Origin of the sequence: Myxococcus sp. AB056, assembly GCF_006547365.1 — a bacterium.
Lineage (GTDB): Bacteria > Myxococcota > Myxococcia > Myxococcales > Myxococcaceae > Myxococcus > Myxococcus virescens.
In genome coordinates this window covers 1-24,177 of the sequence record NZ_VHLB01000042.1, presented here as the reverse complement: position 1 = coordinate 24,177, position 24,177 = coordinate 1, and the positions used below count along the sequence as shown (strand labels likewise).

The following is a 24,177-nucleotide window of genomic DNA, read 5'->3' as shown; positions in this document are numbered from 1 at the left end:
GCGCCATGCGAATCCCCCACGCGCTGTCTCTGGGCGCCGCCGCTCTCCTGGCGCTGTCGGCACAAGCTGCCGCCCCCAGCCGTCCTTCCCCCACCCTGCCTCCGGGCTACTGGCCAGAGGAGAAGGTGGCCGAAGTCCTCGCCAAGACGCAGGAGGTCCGCCTGTCGCCGGACCTCTCCCGCCTCACGCCCGACGAGCAGGCGGCGGTGAAGGACCTGCTGGAGGTGGGCGCCATCTTCCAGGGGCTCTACGAGTCCTCACGCCACCACCAGGCGCTCCCGGCTCGCGCGAAGCTGGAGGCGCTGGACAAGAAGCTGGGCAGCCCCAAGCGCACGCAGGACCTGCTCACGCTGTACCGCCTGTACCAGGGCCCCATCGCCAGCACCCTGAGCAACGCGCGAGAGGCGTTCCTCCCGGTGGACGCGCAGGTGTCCGCGCGCAACGTGTACCCGGTGGACGTCACGCGGGCGGAGGTGGACGCCTTCCTGGCCGCGAACCCCGGCGAGCGCCAGTCCCTGCTGAGCGAGAAGACGGTGGTTCGCCGCGCCACGGCCGCCAACCTGCGCCAGGACGTGAAGGTCCTCCAGACGCACCCGGTGCTGGACACGCTGCATCCGGGCCTGCGCCAGGCCCTGCAAGCGAAGGCGAAGCGGCCCGACGCCAAGGCGCTCTACGCGGTGCCCTATGCCGTGGCCTATGGGCCGGAGCTGGTGAAGGCCTACGGGCTGGTGATGCGCGCGGCGCAGCGGCTGGAGGCCAGCGACGTGGAGCTGGCGCGCTACCTGCGCAACCGCGCGCGCGACCTGCTCACCAACGACTACGAGAGCGGCGACGCGGCCTGGGTGACGGGCCGCTTCCAGAAGCTCAACGTGCAGTTGGGCGCGTATGAGACGTATGACGACGCGCTCTTCGGCGTGAAGGCGTTCCACAGCCTGTCGGTGCTGCTGAGCAATGAGGCGGCCACGCAGGAGCTGCGCAAGCGTCTGGGCGGGCTCCAGGCGGTGGAGGACGCGCTGCCCTACGCCGCGAAGAAGCGCGTGCGCGAGGACATCCCCGTGGGCGTCTACGACGTCATCGCCGACTTCGGCCAGTCGCGCGGCACCAACACCGCGAGCATCCTCCCCAACGACGCGCTGGCCGCGCGCCGCTATGGCCGCACCATCCTCCTGCGAGAGAACATCATGCGGAACCCGGACCTCTTCGCGTCCGACGAGCGCATCTGGCGCGCCGCAGTGGTGGACGCCCACGCCAAGGAGCTGGTCTCCGAAGGCAACTTCCAGCGCACCCTCTGGCACGAGGTGGGCCACTACCTGGGGCCGGACCGGGACCAGAAGGGGCGCACGCTGGATGACGCGCTGGAGGACTACGCGGGCGCCGTGGAGGAGATGAAGGCGGACCTGGTGAGCCTCTTCTCGCTGCATGACTTCCACAAGAAGGGCACGCTCGACGCCGCCGGGCTGCGCGCGGTGCAGGCCTCCGGCATCCGCCGCACGCTCCAGAACGTGCGCCCGCGCGAGGACCAGCCCTACCAGCGCATGCAGCTGGTGCAGTTCAACTGGTTCCTGGAGCACGGCCTGCTCCAGGCGGACCCGCAGACGGCGCGCCTGAGCATCCAGTACGACAAGTATCAGGCGGTCGTGACCTCGCTGCTGGAGAAGGTGCTCGCGCTCCAGCACGGCGGAGACAAGGCGGCCACCGCGGCCTTCTTCCAGCGGTGGAGCGCCTGGACGCCAGAGCTGCACGAGAAGCTGGCGGCCCGCATCCGGGACGCGCAGGGCGCCCGCTTCCGGCTGGTCCGGTACGACGCGCTGGGGGACTGAGCGTCCCGCGTCCGGTCCCCGCGAAATCCGCGCGGGGACCGGGCCAGAGCGCTCCGGACAGGGCGTCATCTGGCCGTGTCAGGGTTCGCGCGCGCACGCGTCGGAGGTGCCCCCCACACACCGCCACCCTTGATGCGAGGCTTCTGGATGCCAGGCTCCCGACGTCCGTCTCACGCGCGCGCCATCCTCTTCGGCCGGAATCCCACCCAGGACGACCCCTTCGACGTGGAGGCCGACGCGGCCGAAGCGCTCGGGGTTGATACCTACCAGGCAGACCTGGGTGCCCTCCTCTCCGGCAATGCCGAGCAGGCGCTCTCCACCCTCCCGGAGCGCGGCAGGCTCCGGCTCCTCTATCGCGGCTGGATGCTGACGGAAGAGGAGTACACCGCGCTGGACGAAGCCGTGTCCGCGCTGGGGCACCGGCTGACGACGACGCCCGAGCAGTACGCGGCGGCGCTCTACCTGCCCAACTGGTACCCCCGGCTCTCCCGCTACACCGCCCGCAGCGTCTGGACGGAGGGCATGGACGCGGCGGAAGCCTGGCACGCGGCCCAGGCGCTCGGCTCGCAGCCCTGGCTGGTGAAGGACCACGTGAAGTCGGCCAAGGAGCGCTGGGATGACGCCTGCTTCATCCCCGAGGGCACGACGCAGGCGCGCTTCGAACAGATTTGCGCCAACCTCGTCGACGAGCGCGGAGACCGCTTCGAGCGGGGCCTCGTCGTCCGGAAGTTCCTCCCCTTCAAGACGTACGGACGGACACCCGCGGGCCCGGCCCACCTCGAGTTCCGGCTCTTCTTCGGAGGCGGCCGGCTCCTCGCCGCCGAGCCGTACCACGAGTTCGACGTCGACGTGCCGGACTTCACCGGCTTCGAGCCCCTGGCCCGGCGCATCGACTCGCCCTTCATCACCCTGGACGTGGCCATGCTCCAGGACGGGGGCTGGGCGGTGGTCGAGGTGAACGACGGCGGCGTCTCCGGACTGCCCCCCGGGCTGGACCCGCGCACGCTCTTCGAGGCGCTGTTCGACGCTCGCTAGCGCGCGGCGTCCGGCGTGCGCGCGTGGCCCCTGCCCCGTGGGCAGGGGCGTGTGGCGCGCCGAGCGATGCGCCGCTGCTTTCACCCTCCCCCCGGATGCGCACAGTTTCGGACAGGACCCTATGACCGGGAGGAAGGCATGGCGCAGCCAGGCAGGCGTCGCATGTACCTGGGGATGGCCGGCACGGCCGTGATGCTGATGGGAGGCTGTGCCTCCCATCGCTCCAGCGCGAAGGTGGACAAGCAATGGGTGGCGCGCGTCCCACCTGGCGAGCTGGGAAACGTGCGCGAGGCGCAGCTCACGGAGGACCATGCCCGGGAGCAGATCACCCGCACCCAGGTGGCCAGACAGGACGCCGAGGCGGAGCGAGAAGTCGCCCAACGCAACGAGGACGCCGCGAAGTCCCGCCACGAAGCAAGTGAGGCAGCGCTCGAGGCCGCGCAGGCAACGGGTGACGTCGCGGCCATCGAGCGGGCCCAGAATGCCGCCTGCACGGCCCAGAACGCCCTCACCCTGGCCGAGGCGGAAACTGCCTGGCGCGACGACGCGGTGACGACGTTGAAGTCGCTGGAGGTCATGCGCCAGCGGGAGCTGGACGTGGCCGACGCCCAGCTCGAACAGGCGAAGTACGAAGCCGTCAACACCAACGCGGACGTCCGGGCGAAAGAGTTGTCCCCAGGGGACTTCTCCAGCGCCGTCGCCGACGCCCGGCGAAAGGCGGCGGATCAGCAGCGCCAGGTGGACGCCAACCTCCAGCGCGAACATCAGGCCAAGGCGCACTGGCAGCAGTTGCAGGACCAGGGCTACGGAGGCAGCGGCTCGCAGCAGCCCTGAGACGCGCCTTCACCTCGTAGCGCCCCACGTGACAGCGCGGGCCGGAGCACCGTGCTCCGGCCCGCGCCGCCATGCCCGCATCCCGCTCACTGCGCCTCAGGCCCGCGAGGCGCCTTCCACGGGGGCAGGCCGCCCTGCGGACACACGGGCGTCATGTCGAGCCGGCCATAGAGTCCTTGATCCTCGTCCGCGGGCCCCGCCGTGAAGAAGAGCGTCTCGGCGGGCAGGCCCTGTCCGCCAGTGCCGAAGTGCAAGGACCAGAGTCCGTCGACCTTGACCGGCTGTCCGTCCGGCCGCGTGAGCGCGCCTGCCCAGGTGCCGGAGGCAGGGTCATACGCGTTGATGGCGCCATCCCCGAAGTTGCCCACCAGCAGGTGGTTGCTGAACTGCCCGAAGCCCGCCGGCGCCAGGGCCATTCCCCACGGCGCATTGAGCGCGCCCTGAGAAGCGAACCGCCGCAGCAACTGCCCGTTCATGTCGAAGGCGTTGATGTAGCCCGCGCCTGCGCCGGGGACATCATCCGAACGCTCCTCGTCCTGCTGCGCATACGAGACATAGAGGGTGCCCTCGATGTCCTGGATGTTGAAGGGCGCGTACCCGGCGGGCAGAGACGGGTCCGCGAAGGCGCCCGGCATTGGCATGGGCGTGAAGCTGGAGTTGAAGACGTCGATTCGATTGTTCCGGAAGTCCGCCGCGTACAGCCGCGCGTCAGCTCCGGTGCCGGCCATCGCCAGACCCTTGTACACAGAGCCCATCGCGGAGTTGTCCGCCACGATCTTGGCCGAGGCCTCGTCCACCGCGGGTGCCCAGGCGGCCAGGACGCCCTCCTCCGTCGCGAAGATGAAGCGAGCGGGCCCCGAGACACCTGTCCCTGTCACGACGAATGATTCCGAGCCATTGAACACCACGCCGGTGGGCTCTGCCGACTCGGTCTCTCCTGGCGGCGCGGGGATGCTCACGATGAGGGGCTGCTGAACCCCGTTGCCGTCATACAGCGTTGAGGTGCCCGTGCCCTCGTTCGCCACCCACGCGATGCCCATCGGGTTGAAGGCCAGCCCCCAGGCGTTGACGAGGTGCGAATCGACATGCTCGGCGCCAAGCGCCGGACTATTGCCCACGAGGTTGCGTTGTGTGTAGCCGCCCGCCACCGAGCAGTCAGTCGGAGGCGCGGGGGGCATTGCCGCCCTGGCGACCGGGACAGCGAGGACCGCGACCGCCGCGGACAACACACCTTGCGTCAACGTGGACCTGCGAGTGTTCATCATGATTCCCCCTCTGAGACGGCGAACCGCCGTGTGCTCATTGAGCAACAAGTTGGGAGGGCGTCTCTGGATGAACAACCGGCACTGCTGCACAGGAGCATTGCGCACCGGACGGCAGAATCCGGCCCGCGGGGGCTGCCTGCCCTACTCGCCTCGGGACGCCTTGTCCTCGCGCCACCAGTGGCTCATGCGCTCATGAATCTCCGCCTCGTAGCCTTCCTTGCTCGGGCGGTAGAAGACGGAACGCTCCAGCGGGGCGGGCAGGTACGTCTGCCCGGGCACGTAGTGGTCCTTGAAGTTCCAGGGCGTCTGGTAGCCCTTGCCGTGCCCCAGCTCCTTCATCAGCTCGGTGGGCGCGTTGCGGATGTGAAGCGGAGGCTCCGCGTTGGGATGCTCCTGGAGCGCCGCCATCGCCGCGTCCAGCGCCGCATAGGCACGGTTGCTCTTCTTCGCCGTCGCCAGCAGGACGACGGCGTGCGCCACACAGATGCGCCCCTCCGGCATGCCCATGGCGTGGAAGGCCTCCTCGCAGTCACGCACGATGCTGATGGCCTCCGGCATCGCCATGCCCACGTCCTCCACGGCAATCACCTTGAGCCGTCGCCACAGTGACGCCACGTCGCCCGTCTGGAGCAGCTTCGCCGCCCAGAAGACGGCGCCCTGGACGTTGGAGCCCCTGCACGACTTCTGCAGCGCGCTCAGCAAGTCGTAGTGCTGGTCGCCGTCCTTGTCGTGCCGGGACAGGCTGGTGCCCACCGCCTCGCGCGCCGTCTCGGGCGTAATCTCCGCGCCGTCCGCGGTGAGGCTGGCCGCCAGCTCCAGCGCGCCCAGCGCCTTGCGCACATCGCCCACGCCGCCCTTCGCCAGCAGCGTCAGCGCCTCCTCCCCCACCGTCAGATTGCGCGCGCCCAAGCCCCGCTTCGAGTCACCGAGCGCCCGCGTCAGCGCCGACTGGATGTCCGCGACGGTGAGTTCCTTGAGCTGGAACACGCGGCACCGGCTGACGAGCGCGGGGCGGACCTCGAAGCTGACGTTCTCCGTGGTGGCGCCCAGGAGGACGAAGAGGCCGCTCTCCACGTGGGGCAGCGCCTGCTCCTGCACGTTCTTCGCCCAGCGGTGGATTTCGTCGACGAAGAGGACGGTGCGGCGGCTGTACTGGTTGCGCAGGCGCTCGGCCTCGGCCACCACCTCGCGGATGCGGGGGATGCCGTCCGACACGGCGGAGAGGATGACGAACTCCGCGTCCACACCGGTGGCCATCATCCGCGCGAGCGTCGTCTTGCCCACCCCCGGAGGCCCCCAGAAGAGGGAGGACACGATGGCCTTGCGCTCGATGAGCTGGCGCAGCGGACGGCCCGGGCCCAGCAGGTGGGACTGGCCGATGAACTCGTCAGGCGTGCGAGGCCGCATCCGCTCCGCCAGGGGCGCGAAGCGATTCACGTCGACAGAGGCGGAGAAGAGGTCGGGTCCAGCGCTCATCGGGCCGCAGGCTCTCCCCTCCGTGGCCCAGGGTCAATCGTCCGAATCGAGCGGCTCGACGAGCACCTGTCCCAATGTCAGGTCGTTCAACGCGGTCCGCAGGGCCTCCACCTGGGTGACGGGCAGCTCCAGCCGGTACCCCACGGTGGCCGAATACTCCTCCGCCAGCACCTGCACCTCGTAGGACGGCAGCAGGCGGCGCAGCCCATCGACATGGGTGTACTCCACCTCGACGGCCAGTCGCGTCTTGCGCACACGCTCCGTGGTGGGGAGGCTTTCGAGCGCCTGCTGGACGCCAGCGGTATAGGCGCGCACCAGCCCGCCCTTCCCGAGCAGCGTCCCACCGAAGTACCGGGTGACGACCATGGCCACGTCGCCCACGCCCCCGTGGAGCAGGGCGGTGAGCATGGGCCGGCCGGCCGTCCCATGGGGCTCGCCGTCGTCGCTCATGCCCACCTGGGCGGTGGAGCCCGGAGGCCCGACAACGAAGGCCCAGCAGTTGTGGGTGGCGTCGGCGAACTCCTCGCGGACGCGGGCGATGAAGGCCTTCGCCTCTTCCACGGTGGGCGCATGGGCGGCCGTGGTGATGAACCGGCTCTTCTGGATGTCCTGCTCCACCCGGTGGAGCCCGGCCGGGATGGGGTAGCGCTTCTCGTCCATGGGTGCGGTGGCTTGCGCAGTGTCTCATATCGCCAGCAGCCGTCCCCCCGCCACAGGTCGACGCGAAGGAAGAATCCGGAGGCGGCGCCGCGTTCCGGGCCCAACGCCGATGTCCGGCCCCCCTGACGCCCCATGCTCAATGCCCTCCCCCGCCGCCTGGCCGCCCTGCTCTCGCTGAGCCTCCTCTCCCTCGCGGGCATGCCCGCGGAAGCCGCTCGGAACACCGCCCCGCCGGTAGCGCGTGCCGAGGCCCGAACCTGTGGCCCCGTACAGGACCCGGACTGGATTCGAGGCGCCGTCGTGTACGGCGTCGTCCCGCCCCTCTTCGGCGAGCAGCCCTTCAAGGCCGTCACCGCGAAGCTGGACTACCTGCGAGACCTGGGCATCGACGTGCTCTGGCTGTCACCGGTGAACACGACGACGGACCCGGGGGACTTCGGCTACGCCGTCACCGACTACTTCGACGTCCGCCCCGACTACGGCACGAAGGCCGACTTCAAGGAACTCATCGACCAGGCGCACGCGCGCGGCATGAAGGTGATGATGGACTTCGTGCCCAACCACACGTCGAACGCGCACCCGTACTTCCGGGACGTGCTCGCGAAGGGCAAGCAGTCGCCGTACTACGGCTACTACGACCGCGACGCCCAGGGGCAGCCGACGCACTACTTCGACTGGAAGCACCTGCCGAACCTCAACTACGACAACCCGAAGGTCACCGCGATGGTGCACCGGGCCTTCCAGTACTGGGTCCGCGAGTTCGACGTGGATGGCTTCCGCGTGGACGTGGCCTGGGGCGTGAAGGAGCGGCGCCCTGGTTTCTGGTGCGACCTGTCCACGGCGCTGCGGAAGGAGAAGTCAGACGTGTACCTGCTCGCGGAGGCGAGCGCGCATGACCCGTACTTCGTGCGCAACGGCTTCAATGCGGCGTATGACTGGAGCGCCTCGCTGGGCCACTGGGCCTGGGAGGGCGTCTTCGAGGACCGCCAGCAGGTGGCTCCGAAGCTGTACGCGGCCCTGAAGGGCGGGCAGACGCCCGAGGACCGCGTGGCCCGCTTCCTCAACAACAACGACACGGCGAAGCGCTTCATCGGCCGCCATGGCCCCGGCTCGACGCGGGTGGCCGCCGCGCTGCTGCTCACCCTGCCTGGCATTCCCATTGTCTACACGGGCGACGAGGTAGGCGCCGAGTACGAGCCCTACCAGGAGCCGCCGCCCCTCTCCTGGGACGAGGACCCGCACGGCCTGCGGGAGCACTACCGGAAGCTCATCGACCTGCGGGACACGCACCCCGCGCTCGCTGGTGGCGCCTGGGTGCCGGTCCCCGTGAAGGACAACCCCTCCGCGATGGCCTACCTGCGCCATCAGGACGGAGCGAGCGAGCCCGTGCTCGTCGTGCTGAACTTCGGGCCCGCCAGGACGCTGCGCCTGTCTCTCCCCCAGGCCTACGCAAACCTGTCCAGGCATGCGTCCCTGAAGGACCTGCTGGGCGAACGAGATGTCCCCATCCGCGCCGCGGGGACGCGGCTCGAGGTGGCAATGCCTGCTTCGGGCGCGCTGCTGCTCACGCCCCGAAGCTGAGCGCGCGCGGGGAAGACGTTCCCCCCGTGGGTGGTTTCTACTTCACGAAGCAGCGCTCCGAAGAAGGCTGCACGTAAGGTCGTCACCGAGTCTGAAACTCGACGTGGCGCCCGTGGCCCCACGGTCTCCGTGGGGTCCTTGGCCCGTCGACTCATCTCACTGAAGTGGGTGCATGCCCCTTCGCACGCGACTGCTTCGTCCCCTTTTGAAGGGAGCGTCTCCAAGCGCTCACGCCTGACGCAGCACCAGCAGCCGAAGCTCCGTCATGTCCTCGATGGCGTACTTCACGCCCTCGCGGCCGATGCCCGAGCCCTTCACGCCCCCGTAGGGCATGGTGTCGACGCGGAAGCTCGGCACGTCGCCCACGACGACTCCGCCCACCTCCAGTTCATCCCAGGCCTTCATCGCCCGCGACAGGTCCTGCGTGAAGAGGCCCGCCTGGAGTCCGAAGCGCCCGCGGTTCACCTGGGCCAGGGCGTCGTCGAAGTCGACAAAGGACTGGAGCAGGACGACCGGGCCGAAGGCCTCCTCGCTGCTCAGCGATGCATCCTCTGGAACCCCCTCCAGCACCGTGGCCTCGAGCACCGAGCCCCGCCGTCCTCCGCCCGTGAGCACCCGCGCTCCACGCTGGACGGCTTGCTGAATCCAGCCCTCCAGGCGCCGCGCCGCGGGCTCGTCAATCATGGGCCCCAGCGTCGTGGCCTCGTCCGACGGATGACCCGGCCGCAACGCCTTCGCCCGTTCGACGAGCTTCTCCCGGAGCGCGACGTACAGCGACGCATGGACCAGCACGCGCTGCACCGAGATACAGCTCTGCCCCGCCTGGAAGAAGGCCCCCTGCGCCACCCGGTCCGCGATGAAATCAAGCGGCGCGCCCGGCGCCGCGTCCACCACGCACGCCGCATTGCCGCCCAGCTCCAGCACCACCTTCTTCCGGCCCGCCCGCGCCTTCAGCTCCCAGCCCACCTTCTCCGAGCCCGTGAACGAGAGCAGCTTCAGCCGGTCGTCCTCGATGAGCGGCCCGATGTCCTCCAGCCGCACGGGCAGCACGGAGAAAGCCCCCTCGGGCAGCTCCGTCTCCGCCAGGACCTCCGCCATGATGAGCGCGCTCACCGGCGTGCGGTCCGAAGGCTTGAGGATGAACGGGCAGCCCGCGGCGATGGCCGGCGCCACCTTGTGCGCCACCAGGTTGAGCGGGAAGTTGAACGGGGTGATGAACGAGCACGGCCCCACGGGCACGCGCTGGGTGAAGCCCCGGTAGCCCGCGGCGCGCTTCGACACCTCCAGGTTCAGCACCTCGCCCCCGCCGCGCACGGCCTCCTCGGCGGCGGCCTTGAAGGTGTCGATGAGCCGGTCCACCTCTCCCCGCGCGTCGCGCAGCGGCTTGCCTGCTTCGATGCAGAGCGCCAGGGCCAGCTCCTCCGCGCGTTCGCGGAAGCGGCGCACGCAGTGTTCGAGCACCGCCTGCCGCGCGTACGGCGCCAGCTTTCGCATGGGCTCGGCGGCGCGCACGGCGGCGGCGATGGCTTCCTCGACAGCCGCGGCGTCCGCGACCGCGACGTGCGTCACGACCTCGCCCGAGTACTTGTGGGTAACGGCGAGCTCCGCGTTGGGCTGCCGGGGCCGGTTGGCCAGGTAGTACGGATAACGTTCAGCCAGCATGGTGTTCCTCCAGTGTTCGCGAACCACCGTCCCCCTCAGAGCGCGGCGAGTTCCTCCGCGCCCGCGCCGAGCGCCCGTGCGTTGTCCGAGTAGTCGATGGGCACGTCGATGACGTGGACGCCGCTCGACGCCAGGCAGCGAGCCAGCGTCGCGCCGAACTCCGTCGCGCTGGTCGGCCGGTGGCCATGGGCCCCATACGCCTCCGCGTAGCGAACGAAGTCCGGGTTCCCCAGTGCCATGCCGAAGTCCGGCAGGCCCATCTCCCCCTGCTTCCAGCGAATCATCCCGTAGCCGTCGTCGCGCACGACGACCACCGTCAGGTCCAGGCCCAGCCGAACGGCCGTCTCCAGCTCCTGCGAGTTCATCATGAACCCGCCGTCTCCGCAGACCGCCACCACCTTGCGGCGGGGATGCACCAGCTTCGCCGCGATGGCCGAAGGCAGCCCTGCCCCCATCGTCGCCAGCGCGTTGTCGAGCAGCAGCGTGTTGGGCCGGCGCGTGCGGTAGTAGCGAGCGAACCACAGCTTGTACATGCCGTTGTCCAGGCACACGATGCCGTCGTCCGGCAGCGCGCGCCGCAGCTCGGCGACGAGCCGCGCGGGGTAGATGGGGAAGCGGTCGTCATCCCCACCGTGCGCGAGCTGCGCCTCGAGTCCCGCGCGGAACTTCTCGAAGGGCACGAAGTCCCAATGCGCGCGAGGCCCCAGCCCTTCGCCGATGCGCCACACCGCGTTCGCGATGTCGCCCGTCACCTCCAGTTGCGGGAAGTACACGGGGTCCACCGCCGCCGAAGAGAAGTTGAGATGCACCACCGTGCGGCGGCTGTCGCGCATGAAGAACGGCGGCTTCTCGATGACGTCGTGGCCCACGTTGATGATGCAGTCCGAGGCCTCGATGGCGCGGTGGACGAAGTCCCCTTCCGACAGCGCCGCCGTGCCCAGCCATAGGGGATGCGATTCGTCCACGACACCCTTGCCCATCTGCGTGCTGAAGAAGGGAATGCCCGTCTTGTCCACGAAGACGCGCAGCATCTCCGACGTGAGCTTGCGGTTGGCGCCCGCGCCAATCATGAGCAAGGGCCGACGAGCGGAAGCAATCGCCTCCACGGCCAGCGCGATGGACGCCTCATCCGCCACGGGCCGGCGATGGGCGCTGGGCGCCAGCAGCACGGCGTCGGTCGACTCCCGGGCCACGTCCTCCGGCAGCTCCAGGTGCGTCGCGCCGGGGCGCTCCTCCTCGGCGCGGCGGAACGCCTCACGCACGGCCGAAGGGACATGCTCCGCCGACACCAGCGTGCGCGTCAGCTTCGTCAGGGGGCGCATCATCCCCACCACGTCGACAATCTGGAAGTGGCCCTGCTTGCCGGCCCGGATGGGCTTCTGCCCGGTGACCATCACCATGGGCATGGCCCCGAGCTGCGCGTAGGCGGCGGCCGTGACGAGGTTGGTCGCCCCGGGCCCCAGCGTCGACAGGACGACGCCCGCGCGGCCGGTGAGCCGCCCATACGTGGCCGCCATGAAGCCCGCGGCCTGCTCATGACGGGTGAGCACCAGCCGCATGCCCGCGGCCCGCATGGCCTCGATGACATCCAGGTTCTCCTCTCCCGGAAGCCCGAAGACGCTGCGCACGCCCTCCGCTTCCAACGCTTTGACGAACAGGTCTGCCGCCTTCATCGGGTGCCTCCTTCACGACCTCGCGATGGGAGAACACTTACGCGCGGGCCATGATTGGTACATTCGTTTGTTCCCATGGCCTCGATAGGCAATGCCTATGATGACGCCATGGAACTGCGCCACCTCCGCTACTTCTCCGCCGTCGCGGACACCCTGCACTTCGGGCGGGCCGCCAGGCGCGTCCACGTCTCACAGCCCACGCTGTCGCAGCAGATTCGCCAGCTCGAGGAGGAGCTCGGCGCGCCCCTCTTCGAGCGCGCCCGGAGCGGCGTGCGCCTGACGCAGGCGGGCGAGCTGTTCCGCACCTACGCCTCGCGAGCGCTGGAGGACGTGGACGCGGGCAGGGTCGCCGTGGGCGCGCTGCGAGGCCTCACCACCGGCGCCCTGCGCGTGGGCTACCCGCCCAGCATGCGAGGCGTCGTGCTGCCCGCGCTCGCCGCCGTGCTGCGAAGGCACCCGGGCTTGGTGCTGAGCGCGGAGGAAGCCGTGGTGCGGCGCGTGGAGCGGCGGCTGGCGGATGGCCGTCTCGACGTGGGGTTGGGCTACGCCCCCGCGCGCTCACCGGACCTGGAGGCGGAGCCCGTCTTCGACAGCAAGCTGGCGCTGGTGGTCGCCAAGGGACATCCCCTGGCGAAGCTGGAGACCGTGGGCGCGAAGCCCCTGGCCCAGGAGCCCTTCGCGCTGCTCTCCCGAGGTTTGCGCGTGCGAGCCCGCGTGGATGCCTGGTTCGCCGCCATCCGGATTGCGCCGCATGTCGCGTTGGAGTCGAACGCCGTGGCCACGGTGCTGGCCACCGTGCGCGCGGGGCTCGCGGTGACGGTGCTCCCGGAGCCACAACTCGCGGATGCCGCGGGGCTGGTGGTGAAGCGGCTCTCCCCCGCGCCCCGGGCCGAACTTGCGGCGCTCCTGTGGCGAAAAGGCGCGCCGCGCACGCCCGCCGCGGAACTGTTCGCGGCCGAGGTGCGCGGCGCCAGACGCCCGGGCAGACGATGAGCCCGCTTCAGCGCGTGTCGGGGAGCTGCGTGTAGTCGTGGAAGTTGCCGTGCAGCCGCTCGCCGGGTTCGCCCTCGGTGACGGCCTGGACCAGGTACTTGCCGCCCACGAAGCACCCCTTCCACGAACCACCGATGCCGCCGAAGACCTCGTCCCGGTCTCCGCGCGAGCGCGGCCCGTTGTGGCCGACCTTGAAGGCGCGCAGCTCGGTGGAGATGCGCTTGCACGTGTCGGGCTCGTCGCAGGCGATGGAGGCGACCAGCGAGCCGTTGGACACGTTCATCTCCGCGATGAGCTCCTCCTCGCTGTCCACGACGACCAGCGTGTCCACGGGGCCGAAGGGCTCGCCGTGGTAGAGCTTGCAGTTGCGCGGCACGTGCAGCAGCGCGTGCGGGGCCAGGTACGCGGAGACGTCCTGGTCCGGCAGGAAGCGCTCCGAGTCCAGCCTCCCGGCGAAGAGGGGCACCGCGCCGCGGCCCTCCGCCTCGCTCATCAGGCCGTGCAACTCCTCGACCTTCTGGCTGTTGATGAGCGGACCGAAGTCGAGCGCGGGTGGCTCGCCATCCGGAGTCTCCGCAAGCAGCGGGTGCCCCACCTTCAGGGCGGAGACGACGGGCAGGTACGTCTCCAGGAAGCGCGGCATCAGGCTCCGCTCCACGACGAAGCGCGGGTACGCGGTGCAGCGCTGCTTGCCGTACTCGAAGCCCTTCTTGAGCTGCTTCGCCAGCCCGTCCCAGTCGCTGAAGTGCCAGATGCCGTAGGCATTCACCCCTTCCATCTCCAGCATGTAGCGCTTGTTGCGGTCATAGAGGCTGGCCGCGATGTCCCGCCCGTTCGCCTTGCCGCCCACGAAGGACAGGCAGGCAATCTCCGGATTGCGCACCAGCGCGTCGCTGAGCTGTCCGCCCGAGCCACTGATGAGCGACACAGGCAGCCCGCAGCGGCGCGCGAGCCCCATGCACAGGGTCAGCGAATAGAGCCCACCATCCGTGGGCGTCTTGGCGATGGCGCTGTTGCCCGCGAGCACCTGGACCAGCACCGCGTGGACCAGCACCGACAGCGGGTAGTTCCATGAAGCGATGTTGGAGATGAGCCCCAGCGGACGGCGGCCCTCCACCATGGGCTCGATTTGGGAGACGTACCACTCCACGCCGGTGATACAGCGGTCCACGCTGACGCGGGCCTGTGGCACCGGCTTGCCAATCTCCCAGGCCAGGATGAGGGCCAGCAGCTCGCGCTGCTCACGCAGCAGGGACAGGCACTGGGTGACGCGCTCCTTGCGCGCATCAAGGTCCTGATGGGCCCAGGTCCGTGCCTCCGCGGCGGCGGCGCTCGCGGCGACGCGCGCGGTGTTCGCATCAATCATGGGCAGGCGGCCCAGGACGGTGCCGTCCACCGGGGACAGGTAGGGCTTCCCCTTTCCGGGATGCCCCCATTCCCCCGCGATGAGGTTGAGCACTCGGCCAGACGGGTCGAACGCCTCGGGAACGAGCGCCCGGATTCGGCGCTCCAGATTGGACCACTCCGCGTAAGCAGGCACCACACTCGCCATGGACACGCCCTCCCCCGGAAGGAGACCAGGCCGACACTCCATCCGGCATCGGCACATTGCGTCAAGGTGATGGCAAGTGAGGCGCGCGGCAACCGCCGCCCCGCGGCCACGGGTTGCGTCGCTTTTCGCGCGCTGCGCCTTCTCGACTTCTTCCCAGCGGGCCGCCTTGACCTCACAGATTCCGGTGCAAGCTGACTACTCAGGAAGTAGCCTCTGCCTGCATGAGGCTCCCTTTCCTGAATCCGGCCCGACTCCCACCCGGAACCCGGGTGGGCCCGTGGCGCCTCATGGACCTGCGAGGCCGAGGCACCTACGGCGCTGTCTACCGGGCCCGGCACATCGCGGGCACGCACACGGTGGCCCTCAAGCTGGCCCTGCATGCCCGGGACGAGCGCTTCGCGCGCGAGGCCGAGCTGCTGTCCCGCATCCATCACCCCGCCGTTCCCCGGTTGCGAGCGAGCGGGCATTGGCAACCCGCCAAGGGACCGCCCCACCCCTACCTCGCGATGGACTGGGTGGAGGGCACGCCGCTCTACGATTGGGCCAGCGAGCACCGTCCCACGTCGCGGCAGGTGATGGCTCTGCTCGCGAGGCTGGCGCGGGCGCTCGAAGCCACCCACGCGGCCGGGGGGCTGCACCGGGACGTCAAAGGGCACAACGTGCTGGTGCGCGAGGCCGACGGGCAGGCATTCCTCATGGACTTCGGTTCCAGTCACTACGTGGGTGCCGCGACGCAGACGAGCTCGCCATTTCCACCAGGGACGCCGGCCTATCGTTCCCCTGAAGCATGGCGCTTCGCGGCGGGTGACTCCGCGCCTCCGTATGCGCCGGGACAGGCGGATGACATCTTCGCCCTGGGCGTCACCGCGTTCCGGATGATCACGGGGCGGTATCCGCCGTCGACGCATCCTGACGTGGCGGAGTCCAGGTTCTGGCACACCGAGCGAGCCCAGGCCCCATCGCCGCGAGACACGAATGGGCACTGCTGCCCGGAGTTGAGCGCGCTGGTGTCGCGGATGCTCGCTCCAAGCCTCCATGTGCGAGGCAGCGCACGCGAGTTGGCGGAGGCTCTGGACTCCGCGGTGGCACGGGCGGGCTCGGCGTCGGATGTGCCACTCATGGTGGGAGGTGCCCTTCACTCCCGTGCATCGGCGCAGTGGAAGGAACGTTCCGTCCGCCATCGGGCCCGACGCCCCCGGTGGCCATGGGTGGCCATCATCGGACTTGGAGGCCCCCTGGTACTGAGTCTCGGCTGGCGGCCTCGCGCGGGAGCGTCGGTCACCGTGGCGCTCGAGCCTGCTGTGATGTCCGTCGACACAACGGACGGAGGCACGGTCGCTGTCGGAGACAGTGTGTTCGCGGCCCCTGTCGCGACGGTCCAAACGCCATCGGCGTGGTCCACTATCGCGCTGGACCTGCCACCGAAACCCTTCCCAGGTCAGACGCGCCCCGACTCGTCGGGCCGGTGCCCTCGAAAGGTCCACGTCCTCATTCACGGCGGATGCTGGGTGAAGCTGGCGGTGGACCCCAAGGACTGTGCTGAAGACGGTTATGTCTACAAGGGAGACTGCTATCTCCCCGCCTTCCCATCAGCGCGGCCCGCCACGTCGAGCCCCGCCCACTGTCCTACGCGCCACTGAAGCGCGGCCCCTGTCGCCCGCCTGCCCGCACCCCGCGTCGCTTCGGCAAGGCGCACCGCCACGGCATATCCTGCTGTCGATGAAGCCCACCTACACAGTCACCGCCGTGCGGAACCGGGACGAGTTGGAGCACATCCTGGCGCTGCAGCAGAAGAACCTGAAGCAGGCGCTGTCCGCGGAAGAGATGCGCTCACAAGGCTTCGTCACGGTTCAGCACGACCTGCCGGCACTGGAGCAGATGCACGCCATGGCGCCCAGCATTGTCGCCCGCCATGACGGAGTGCTGGTGGCCTACGCCCTGACGATGCCGCGCGAGGCCCGCGCGCTGGCCCCCGTCCTGGAGCCCATGTTCGCGCTCCTCGATTCGCTCGAGTTCCGAAGCAAGTCGCTGCGCGACTCCCGCTTCTACGTGATGGGGCAGATCTGCATCGACAAGGCGCACCGGGGACAGGGCTTGTTCGACCGGCTCTACCACCAGCACCGGGACCACTTCCGAGACCAGTTCGACCTCATCGTCACCGAGATTTCCGTACGGAACCTCCGCTCCCTGCGCGCGCATGAGCGGGTCGGCTTCGAGACGATCCACACCTACCGGGACGCGACGGACGAATGGGCCGTGGTCGCCTGGGACTGGGCGCCGCCACGTTTCCCGGACGTCACGCCCGAGGGGAACACGCGCTGAGCGTTGATCCAGTCCCTCATCAAGGGAACTGACGTTGCACACGCGCGCTGAGCCCGATGAGGGACGCCCGGCGCTCCGCGCTCATGATGGCCCCAAATTTCCGAGCCTCGACGGAAGGCTCGCGTTGGAAGAACTCCGTCTCGCGCCGAGCGAACTCCGTGATGTTGGCCTCGGTCGCGGGCTGGCTGAGCAACTCTCGCTGCTGCGCGTAGAAGTCCCCCACCTGGCCTGCGCCGAACTCGCGAGCATAGGCCTCCGCGGCAGGCCCAAATCGCGTCAGCGGGCGCGTCACGCCAGAGGATTGAAGCACGGGGCCCACGAGGGGCAACGCGTGAACCACGGCGCCCGGCAAGGCCCCCGCGGCATGCCCCGCCGTGCCCAGCATCCCCACAGCCCCCGACAGCAAGGGCCGGATGGCCGCCCCGACCGAACCCGGGGGACACTGCCGCGTGACCTCCAGGGCCCGCTGGCGCTGTCCGCCGGCTGGAGCGGCACCTTGACCGGAGAGATTCACCAGAGGGGCTGAACGCGGTGGCTCGAAGCGGTCCCGGGAAGGCGGCGGCTGCCGAGCAGCATTCCCAGGCGCCGATGGCGGCGTGGCCACGGAATCCCGAACGCGGGACGTCGATGGCGCCACGGCGGGGCGAGGCGCGACTCCAGGACGAATCGGACGGGTGCTCCCCATGCCGGAAAGAATACCACAGGCTATTCACGAAAAACAGACCTCGCACCCGTCCCATTCGTTCGCCCTCGGCAGCGCATGCAATGACTCATCCGCTGTAGCCCAAGGCGACGTGTCACGTTTAAAACAGACACCCGACCCGTCCAATCCCTCATCATCCATCCACGCCTTGGGAGGCCGAAAAACCACGGCATCGGGCAAGTGACGCCCAGGGTCGTTTCAGAGGGAGACGGGCACCCTATCGCGACGGAAAGAGGGCCCCTTCCACACCTGGAGTGCACAGTCCTGGGGACAAATTTGTGACACGGCACAAACATGAATCCGGATTGCCAAGAACATTCGAATTTGATGTATTAAAGCTGTCTCACTTCGTTGTCCCCCCTAGCAGGAGTTCCCCCGATGCGTCGTTATGTTGGATCTGCCTTCCTCGCCGCCGGTCTGCTCGTTGGCTGTGGTCCGAGCGAAACCGAAACGTCCACGCAGCAGCCCCAGGAGCAGCAGCAGCAGCAGGGGCTGCTGACGGAGGCTGACGTGGACGTTGCCACCGAGTGCCAGGGCATTCTCCAGTTCGTCAATGAAGCGACGTTCAACACGCTGGACGCCTATCTGCCCAGCAACGTCGTCCACAACCTGCTCAACCGGCGCGCGGTTTCGCAGTTCTCCTCCCTGGCGGACATCTCCTCCGTGGCGCTGGTCGGTCCGGCGCGTCTGCAGCAGATCGAGCAGGGCGCCCGGAGCCAGAACTACATCGACGCGGACTGCTACGGCATCGCGGATGGGCTGGCCCTGTCGCAGGATGACGCGGCCGCCATCGTGTCGCTGGTCAACAGCATCAGCTCCACCGAGCTGCACGACATCCTCCCCTATGCCTGGAACGGCGCGCTGAACCTGCGCAACCAGCGCCCGTTCACGAACGCGGACGCCATCGCAAACACGACGGGCATCGCCGACGTGAGCTTCCGCAACCTCCGCAACGCGGCCACGCTGAGCCGTCCGTTCGAGGCGCTCATCAACGCGGTGAACAACCTGCCGCGGCCGCACGGTGGTGTGTTCATGGCGCGCCACTTCGACTGGTGGGCGAACATGAACGGCGCTTTCTACAACTTCCAGATCCAGGAGTGCTTCGGCGAAAGGACGGAGCGGGTGTCCGAACCGCAAGACCACCGCGGGACGGATGCTGACGCCGCCGAGGTTCGCGCCCATGTCGAGGCGTTCGTCAACGCTGCCGCGAGCTTCGGCACGTTGGATCCGGCAGTGAAGGCCGCCGGTCTGGCCAACCTGAACACCCTGATCGAGGGCCGCTCGTTCTTCGGCTGCTCCTACGGCTATGCGCGTGACTCCTGGAGCGACCACAGCGCGACGTTCTTCGTCGACACCGAGTCCGGCTTCAGCGTGTACACGGACAGATACTATTCAGAGTGATTCAGCGGTGCACCGGACGGGTCTGTACGGCCCGTCCGGTGCGCAGCAGACTTGAAGCAAGCGGAGGACTCTCGACGAGCCCCTCGAGCGAGTGGAACTACGCTCCGTGATGGATTCGATTCGGAACCTCTCGCCGTCCCATCACGCGAAGCGCGAGTCCAGCTTCGTGAGCTGGCTCGTGAAGCCTTCCTGCTGCATCTTCGTGAACTCCTCGCTGTGCATCGCGTCCAGCCTCACCACCATCCGAACGCCATCGCCGCTCGGGAGGAAATCCACGGCGATCTTGCTCTCGTAGGTAGCGACACCCGGGAGGAAGTCGATGACGTTCGTGAGGACGAGCCGCGAATGTGGCGCCACCTCGGTGAAGCGGGAACGGGTCGCGTGAGAGGTCGGCTGGCCCATCTGCTTCATCGCGGCAATCATCTCCGGTGAGTCGGCAATCATGTCGTACCGAAGGGCGCCGCCTACGCGTGCATCGAGTTCGTGCACCGCGGCACGGAAGCCCTGTGGTCCCCACCACGACTCGAAGCCCTCTTTCGTGGTCCAGAGCGCCCAGATGTCCTCGATTCCTGCCCGGTAGGTGCGCTCGATGACGACCTTCGCCTTCTCGTTGCTCATTTCCGCTGCCCCTTCTCGTCGACTCGGCGAGTCTGTTGTTGTGGTTGTTGCTGCTGCTTCTTCTCGAGTGCGGCTCCGAAGCGATCGAGTCGCGCATCCCACAGCTGCCGGTACCCGGTGAGCCACCCATCGAGTTCCTGAAACGGCTCCGGCTTCAAGGCGTAGAGGCGACGCTGCCCATCCGGCCGCATCGAGACGAAGCCCGATTCCGACAGGATGCGCAGATGCCGCGAGACACCTGACTGATGGATTCCGGCCTTCTCGACGACGTCACTGACCTGCTGCTCTCCGTACCGAAGGGCCTCGACGATGCGGCGGCGCGTCGGGTCAGCGAGAACCTGGAAGACGCCAAGTTGCATACACATACATATACACGGACATGCATATGACCGTCAAGGCCGGGCCCAACGCAAGCGCACGGGCCAGGCAAGGCGCCGTCGTGTCGTCACCTGGAGCCCTAAGGCAGGACCCAGCTCGGAAGAGCTCCGTGGCGGTAGCCTCGATTCGGGCTGCCTGCCCCCTCACTCAGCGGGCCGCCAAAGTCGGCCGAGTACGCGCACGCGAGGGACTGAGCGCTGAGGATTGCTCCCGACTCCGCGCTCGCCTCCCGAGGGCTGGACGGTTAAACACTCCCTCCATGGCGCCTCCTGGCCTCCATCCCCTCTCTCCCCTGGCCCCCATCTCCGGAAGTGGGGGCGTTCGTGTGAAGGTCGAGGGCCTGCGCCGCACCTTCCCAGGCAACATCGCCGTGCTGTCGGGGCTGGACCTGGACGTGGCGCCCGGTTCGTTCGTGGCGCTGCTCGGTCCCTCCGGGTGCGGCAAGTCCACGCTGCTGCGGCTGGTGGCCGGGCTGGACCGCGCCGAGGCCGGGCACATCTCCTTCACCCCGACGCTGGAGCGAACCCAGGGCGAGCGCGCCCCCATCGCCTACGTCTTCCAGGACGCGCACCTGCTGCCCTGGCGCTCGGTGCTGGACAACGCGGCGCTGCCGCTGGAGCTGACCGGCGTGTCGAAGCCGGAGCGGCAGGCCGCCGCGCGTGCCGTGCTCGAGCAGGTGGGGCTCGGTGATGCCACCGACCGCTTTCCGGCGGAGCTGTCCGGCGGCATGCGCATGCGCGTGTCCCTGGCACGCGCGCTCGTCACCCGCCCCCGGCTGCTGCTGCTGGATGAGCCCTTCGCCGCCCTGGACGAGCTGACGCGCGGCCGGCTGGATGATCAACTCCGCGCGCTGTGGCGCAAGCTGGGGATGACCGTGCTCTTCGTCACCCACTCCATCTCCGAAGCCGCCTACCTGGCCGAGCGAGCCGTGGTCCTGTCGCGACGGCCCGCGCGCGTGGTGCTGGACCGGACGCTGGAGCTGCCCGGTGAGCGCAGCGCTTCCCTGCGCACCGAGGCGTCCTTCGCCCGCGAGGCCCGCCTGCTCAACGAAGCCCTGGAACAAGGAGAGCGCTGGTGAACCGCGCAGCCCTTCGCGCGGCGGTCCCTCCGCTGGTGGCGCTCGTCGTCCTGCTGACCCTCTGGGAAGGCACGGTGCGCCTGCTGGAGGTTCCGCGCTGGCTGGTGCCTCCGCCCTCGGCCATTGGAGCCGCGGGAGCTCAGGAGGCCTCCTCGCTCCTCGGCGCGGCGATCACCACGGGCCGCTCCGCCCTGGTCGGCTTCGGGTTGAGCGCGGTCCTGGGGGTGCTCGTGGCCGTCCTCCTGGCCTCCTCGCGGATGGTGGAGCGCGCCCTCTACCCCTACACCCTCTTCCTGCAGACCGTGCCCATCGTGGCCATCGCCCCGCTGCTGGTGCTGTGGTTCGGCCCGGGCCCCCGCGCCGTCGCGGTGTCGTCCTTCATCGTCTCGCTCTTCCCGGTCATCGCCAACACGCTCACCGGGCTGCGCTCGGTGGAGCCCTCACTCCGGGACATGTTCCGCCTCTATGGCGCGCGGCGGCTCGCCACGCTGTGGAAGCTGGAGCTGCCCGCGGCGATGCCACACCTGTTCACGGGGCTGCGCATCGCCTCGGGTCTGGCCGTCATCGGCGCCATCGTCGGCGAGTTCGTCGCTGGCTTCTCCGAGGGCACCGCGGGGCTGGGAATCCTCGTCCTGGCCGCGTACCGTCAACTGCGCACGGATCTGCTGTTCGCCGCGGTGCTGGCGGCCTCGGGGCTGGGCCTGGTGTTGTTCGGTGTGGTGAGCCTCACCGGCGCCCGGCTGCTGCGGCGCTGGCACCCGTCGGCGCAGGGAACATGAATCGCCTGGAAAGGAGCTGGACGTGAGCGGACGCCTCTTGAAACTGTTGGGCTGCGCAGTGCTTCTTGTGGCCGCGGGCGCCTGCTCGCGCCAGAAGGAGGAGCCCAAGCAGGGCTCCCAGTCCGCCACGGGAGCCAGCACCGCCCCGCCGAAGTTGGCCGCCCCGGCCAAGGTGCGGCTCGCGCTCAACTGGGTGCCGGAGCCCGAATTCGGCGGCTTCTATGCGGCGCGGGAGTCGGGGGCCTTCTCCCGCCATGGGCTCGAGGCGGAGATCCTCGGCGGCGGAGCCGGAGCCCCCGTGCCGCAGATGGTGGCCACTGGCAAGGTGGAGTTCGGCATCAGCGGCGCCGACGAGCTCCTCGTCGCGCGAGCCCGAGGCCTGGACGTGATTCCGCTGTTCGCGGTGTACCAGACCTCTCCGCACGCCATCATGGCCCACGCCTCTCGCGGGGCGAAGAACATCGCGGACGTGCTGTCCTCGGGCACGGTGGCGCTGGAGCCGGGCCTCTCCTACGTGGCCTTCCTCAAGAAGAAGTACAGCTTCGACAAGGTGAAGGTGGTGCCCTACGACGGCGGCGTCGCGCGCTTCCTGGCGGACAAGGACTTCGCCCAGCAGTGCTTCATCACCGCCGAGCCCATCGCCGCGAAGCGGCAGGGCGCCACGCCAACGGTGTTCCTGGTGGCCGAGGAGGGCTTCAACCCGTACCTCGCCGTAGTCATCACCCGGCGCCAGTACTGGGAGGAACAGCCCGAGCGGGTGAAGTCCTTCGTGGCGGCCGTGCGCGAGGGGTGGCGGACCTACCTGGACAACGCGGGGCCCACCAACGCGGTGATGGGAAAGCTGAATACGACGATGGACGCGGAGACGTTCGCAGAGGGGGCCGAGACGCAGAAGCCGCTCATCGAGACGGAGGAGACGCGGGCCCGAGGACTGGGCACGATGAACCGCCAGCGGTGGGAGCAGTTGGCCCAGCAGTTCGTGGAGCTGGACCTCATCGAGAAGGCGCCCGCCGCGGACGAGTTCCTGCTGCCGGAGTTCACCGGCTCACGCGATTGAAGCGGCGCGGAGACGTATCCGCCGAGGGCCGCTCATCCATCTCGACTATCCTCCGGCCCGGTGACCCGGGATGCGTAACCGTCCGGCCAACGACGTGCCGTGAGGGATTGCCGGGGTGGCGGTAGCGGCGGACGCTTTCGGGCGTGTCGAAGCAGGTGGAGAAGCAGGAGTGGGCCCGCGTCGCGGAAGCGTTCGAGGCCAGTGGGCAGACGCAGCGGGAGTTCGCGTCAGCGAGAGGCGTGCGACTGAGCACGTTGCAGTCGTGGGTGTACCGTAGCGACGGCCTGGGGAGACGCGAGCCGAGCCGGTGCGGCTGTTGCCGGTGGAGGTGTCGATGGAGCCCGCCGCGGCCGAGTCCGTGCTGGAGGTGGTGACGGCAGGCGGAGCGCGGGCGAGATTCTCCCTGGACTGGGCCAGGGCCGCACCTCGGTGGTGTACGAGAATGCGCCTGCCCGCTTCGAAAATCAGGTGCATGTGCAGGAGGTGCTGGCGTGCGCGTGCGGCCTGGGCGTCGTCACCGCTCTGCCTCTGGCGAGGGTGGTGGACCGGGGCGAGTACGGCCCCGGCTGCCTGGCGCACGTGGTGACATCGAAGTGCGCGGATGCCATGCCGCTGCACCGACTCGCCCAGCGGGTGGAGAGAAGCGGCGTGCCCATGAGTTGCAGCACCCTGACGGACCTCTTCCACCAAGCCGCCTCAGTGCTGCTGCCTCTCTCCCAGCACCTCTTGCAATGCATTGCGTCTGCGGACGTGGTGTGGGCCGACGAGACGCCGCTGCGCGTGCTGGACGTGAAGACGACGAAGCTGGGCTACCTCGGGACTTTCCTCCCCCTGAGGAAGTCCTGGTCGGCACCTCGGGCGCCCTCGTGGTGGACGCGTACACTGGCTACAACGCGGTGACGCTGCCCTCAGGGCGAGTGCGTTTCGGGTGCTGGCCCCCCCCCGGTGAGGGCAAAGCGCGCCCCGCTGGCGAGTCCCACGAGGATCACCGGGGGCGTGGCGCCATCGTCCTGGTACGCCTTCTCGCACAGCGTGGACGCGGTGGCGAAAGGGGCCGCGCGAGCCGAGCACCTGCTGGTGCTGGCCACGATGGCGGCCCTGCTGGCGGTGGGGGGCGTGCGCCGGCTGCGCACACGACGCCAGGCCCAGCGCCCGCGGTGACACGCGGAAACCCCACGCGCCCCAAAACGGAAAACCCCCGGTGTCCACGAGGGACACCGGGGGTTTCTCAAAAAGAATCCGGCAGCGACCTACTCTCCCGCGCGGTTTCCCGCGAAGTACCATCGGCTC

22 protein-coding genes are annotated in these 24,177 nt (G+C 69.1%); 13 read left to right on the top strand and 9 right to left on the bottom strand.

The window, feature by feature from the left end; genetic code table 11:
• Nucleotides 1-5: 5 nt before the first annotated feature.
• The 3 genes from FMP39_RS19410 (at nt 6) to FMP39_RS19400 (ending at nt 3,689) form a co-directional block, all read left to right on the top strand.
• Nucleotides 6-1,820 carry an NUDIX hydrolase gene (locus FMP39_RS19410; protein ID WP_194858471.1) on the top strand — a complete coding sequence of 605 codons (1,815 nt, stop codon included), beginning with the start codon at nt 6-8 and terminating at the stop codon, nt 1,818-1,820.
• 147 nt (nt 1,821-1,967) lie between these two features.
• Nucleotides 1,968-2,855, top strand: a complete 888-nt coding sequence (locus FMP39_RS19405; protein WP_228558129.1) for an ATP-grasp domain-containing protein — start codon at nt 1,968-1,970, stop codon at nt 2,853-2,855.
• Between the two features lie 138 nt (nt 2,856-2,993).
• Nucleotides 2,994-3,689: a hypothetical protein gene (locus tag FMP39_RS19400; protein ID WP_141591818.1), complete on the top strand. Its 696-nt coding sequence runs from the start codon at nt 2,994-2,996 to the stop codon at nt 3,687-3,689.
• Between the two features lie 86 nt (nt 3,690-3,775).
• Here FMP39_RS19400 and FMP39_RS19395 read toward each other — a convergent pair whose 3' ends face one another.
• From FMP39_RS19395 to FMP39_RS19385, 3 genes are all read right to left on the bottom strand, one after another.
• A complete protein-coding gene (locus FMP39_RS19395; RefSeq protein ID WP_228558128.1) occupies nt 3,776-4,954 on the bottom strand; it encodes a TIGR03118 family protein in 1,179 nt (392 codons plus the stop codon).
• A gap of 141 nt (nt 4,955-5,095) precedes the next feature.
• Entirely contained in the window at nt 5,096-6,430 is a 1,335-nt protein-coding gene (locus FMP39_RS19390; RefSeq protein ID WP_090495587.1) for a replication-associated recombination protein A, read from the bottom strand.
• 33 nt (nt 6,431-6,463) lie between these two features.
• On the bottom strand, nt 6,464-7,090 hold the full coding sequence (locus FMP39_RS19385) for a YigZ family protein (protein WP_011552906.1): 627 nt from the start codon (nt 7,088-7,090) through the stop codon (nt 6,464-6,466).
• A gap of 132 nt (nt 7,091-7,222) precedes the next feature.
• Here FMP39_RS19385 and FMP39_RS19380 point away from each other — a divergent pair, with 132 nt between their 5' ends.
• Nucleotides 7,223-8,671, top strand: coding sequence for an alpha-amylase family glycosyl hydrolase (locus FMP39_RS19380; protein ID WP_141591817.1), 1,449 nt, complete (start codon nt 7,223-7,225; stop codon nt 8,669-8,671).
• Between the two features lie 228 nt (nt 8,672-8,899).
• Here FMP39_RS19380 and FMP39_RS19375 read toward each other — a convergent pair whose 3' ends face one another.
• A complete protein-coding gene (locus tag FMP39_RS19375) occupies nt 8,900-10,333 on the bottom strand; it encodes an aldehyde dehydrogenase family protein (protein WP_141591816.1) in 1,434 nt (477 codons plus the stop codon).
• Nucleotides 10,334-10,368: 35 nt separating this feature from the next.
• On the bottom strand, nt 10,369-12,006 hold the full coding sequence (locus FMP39_RS19370) for an acetolactate synthase large subunit (protein WP_011552904.1): 1,638 nt from the start codon (nt 12,004-12,006) through the stop codon (nt 10,369-10,371).
• A 108-nt stretch (nt 12,007-12,114) separates the two neighbouring features.
• On the opposite strand from FMP39_RS19370, the gene FMP39_RS19365 reads away from it, so the two are divergent.
• Nucleotides 12,115-12,999, top strand: a complete 885-nt coding sequence (locus FMP39_RS19365) for a LysR substrate-binding domain-containing protein (protein ID WP_141591815.1) — start codon at nt 12,115-12,117, stop codon at nt 12,997-12,999.
• Between the two features lie 7 nt (nt 13,000-13,006).
• Here FMP39_RS19365 and FMP39_RS19360 read toward each other — a convergent pair whose 3' ends face one another.
• The gene (locus FMP39_RS19360) at nt 13,007-14,551 is read right to left on the bottom strand and encodes an aldehyde dehydrogenase family protein (protein ID WP_141591814.1); all 1,545 of its coding nucleotides are present in this window, start codon (nt 14,549-14,551) and stop codon (nt 13,007-13,009) included.
• A gap of 287 nt (nt 14,552-14,838) precedes the next feature.
• Between FMP39_RS19360 and FMP39_RS19355 the strand changes: the two genes are divergently transcribed.
• Both FMP39_RS19355 and FMP39_RS19350 read left to right on the top strand, forming a co-directional pair.
• Nucleotides 14,839-16,191, top strand: a complete 1,353-nt coding sequence (locus FMP39_RS19355; RefSeq protein WP_141591853.1) for a serine/threonine-protein kinase — start codon at nt 14,839-14,841, stop codon at nt 16,189-16,191.
• 79 nt (nt 16,192-16,270) lie between these two features.
• Entirely contained in the window at nt 16,271-16,873 is a 603-nt protein-coding gene (locus FMP39_RS19350; RefSeq protein WP_141591813.1) for a GNAT family N-acetyltransferase, read from the top strand.
• A 19-nt stretch (nt 16,874-16,892) separates the two neighbouring features.
• On the opposite strand, the gene FMP39_RS19345 is transcribed toward FMP39_RS19350, so the two are convergent.
• On the bottom strand, nt 16,893-17,165 hold the full coding sequence (locus FMP39_RS19345) for a hypothetical protein (protein ID WP_228558127.1): 273 nt from the start codon (nt 17,163-17,165) through the stop codon (nt 16,893-16,895).
• Nucleotides 17,166-17,954: 789 nt separating this feature from the next.
• Between FMP39_RS19345 and FMP39_RS19340 the strand changes: the two genes are divergently transcribed.
• Complete coding sequence (locus tag FMP39_RS19340) at nt 17,955-18,977, top strand: hypothetical protein (protein ID WP_141591812.1); 1,023 nt, start codon at nt 17,955-17,957, stop codon at nt 18,975-18,977.
• 141 nt (nt 18,978-19,118) lie between these two features.
• Here the strand turns inward: FMP39_RS19340 and FMP39_RS19335 are convergent, their stop codons facing one another.
• A complete protein-coding gene (locus FMP39_RS19335) occupies nt 19,119-19,595 on the bottom strand; it encodes an SRPBCC domain-containing protein (RefSeq protein ID WP_141591811.1) in 477 nt (158 codons plus the stop codon).
• Complete coding sequence (locus FMP39_RS19330; protein WP_305036071.1) at nt 19,592-19,960, bottom strand: helix-turn-helix transcriptional regulator; 369 nt, start codon at nt 19,958-19,960, stop codon at nt 19,592-19,594. Before FMP39_RS19330 ends, FMP39_RS19335 begins: the two co-directional genes overlap by 4 nt.
• Nucleotides 19,961-20,232: 272 nt before the next feature.
• Between FMP39_RS19330 and FMP39_RS19325 the strand changes: the two genes are divergently transcribed.
• The 5 genes from FMP39_RS19325 to FMP39_RS19305 all read left to right on the top strand — a co-directional run bounded on the left by FMP39_RS19325 (nt 20,233) and on the right by FMP39_RS19305 (nt 24,048).
• Nucleotides 20,233-21,051 (top strand): ABC transporter ATP-binding protein, encoded by an 819-nt coding sequence (locus FMP39_RS19325; protein WP_228558126.1) that lies wholly within the window; start codon nt 20,233-20,235, stop codon nt 21,049-21,051.
• Nucleotides 21,048-21,830 carry an ABC transporter permease gene (locus FMP39_RS19320; protein WP_141591808.1) on the top strand — a complete coding sequence of 261 codons (783 nt, stop codon included), beginning with the start codon at nt 21,048-21,050 and terminating at the stop codon, nt 21,828-21,830. Before FMP39_RS19325 ends, FMP39_RS19320 begins: the two co-directional genes overlap by 4 nt.
• A gap of 22 nt (nt 21,831-21,852) precedes the next feature.
• Entirely contained in the window at nt 21,853-22,887 is a 1,035-nt protein-coding gene (locus FMP39_RS19315; RefSeq protein ID WP_141591807.1) for an ABC transporter substrate-binding protein, read from the top strand.
• A gap of 429 nt (nt 22,888-23,316) precedes the next feature.
• The gene (locus FMP39_RS19310) at nt 23,317-23,787 is read left to right on the top strand and encodes a transposase (RefSeq protein ID WP_194858470.1); all 471 of its coding nucleotides are present in this window, start codon (nt 23,317-23,319) and stop codon (nt 23,785-23,787) included.
• Between the two features lie 96 nt (nt 23,788-23,883).
• A complete protein-coding gene (locus tag FMP39_RS19305; RefSeq protein WP_141591806.1) occupies nt 23,884-24,048 on the top strand; it encodes an alkaline phosphatase in 165 nt (54 codons plus the stop codon).
• Nucleotides 24,049-24,177 lie beyond the last annotated feature (129 nt).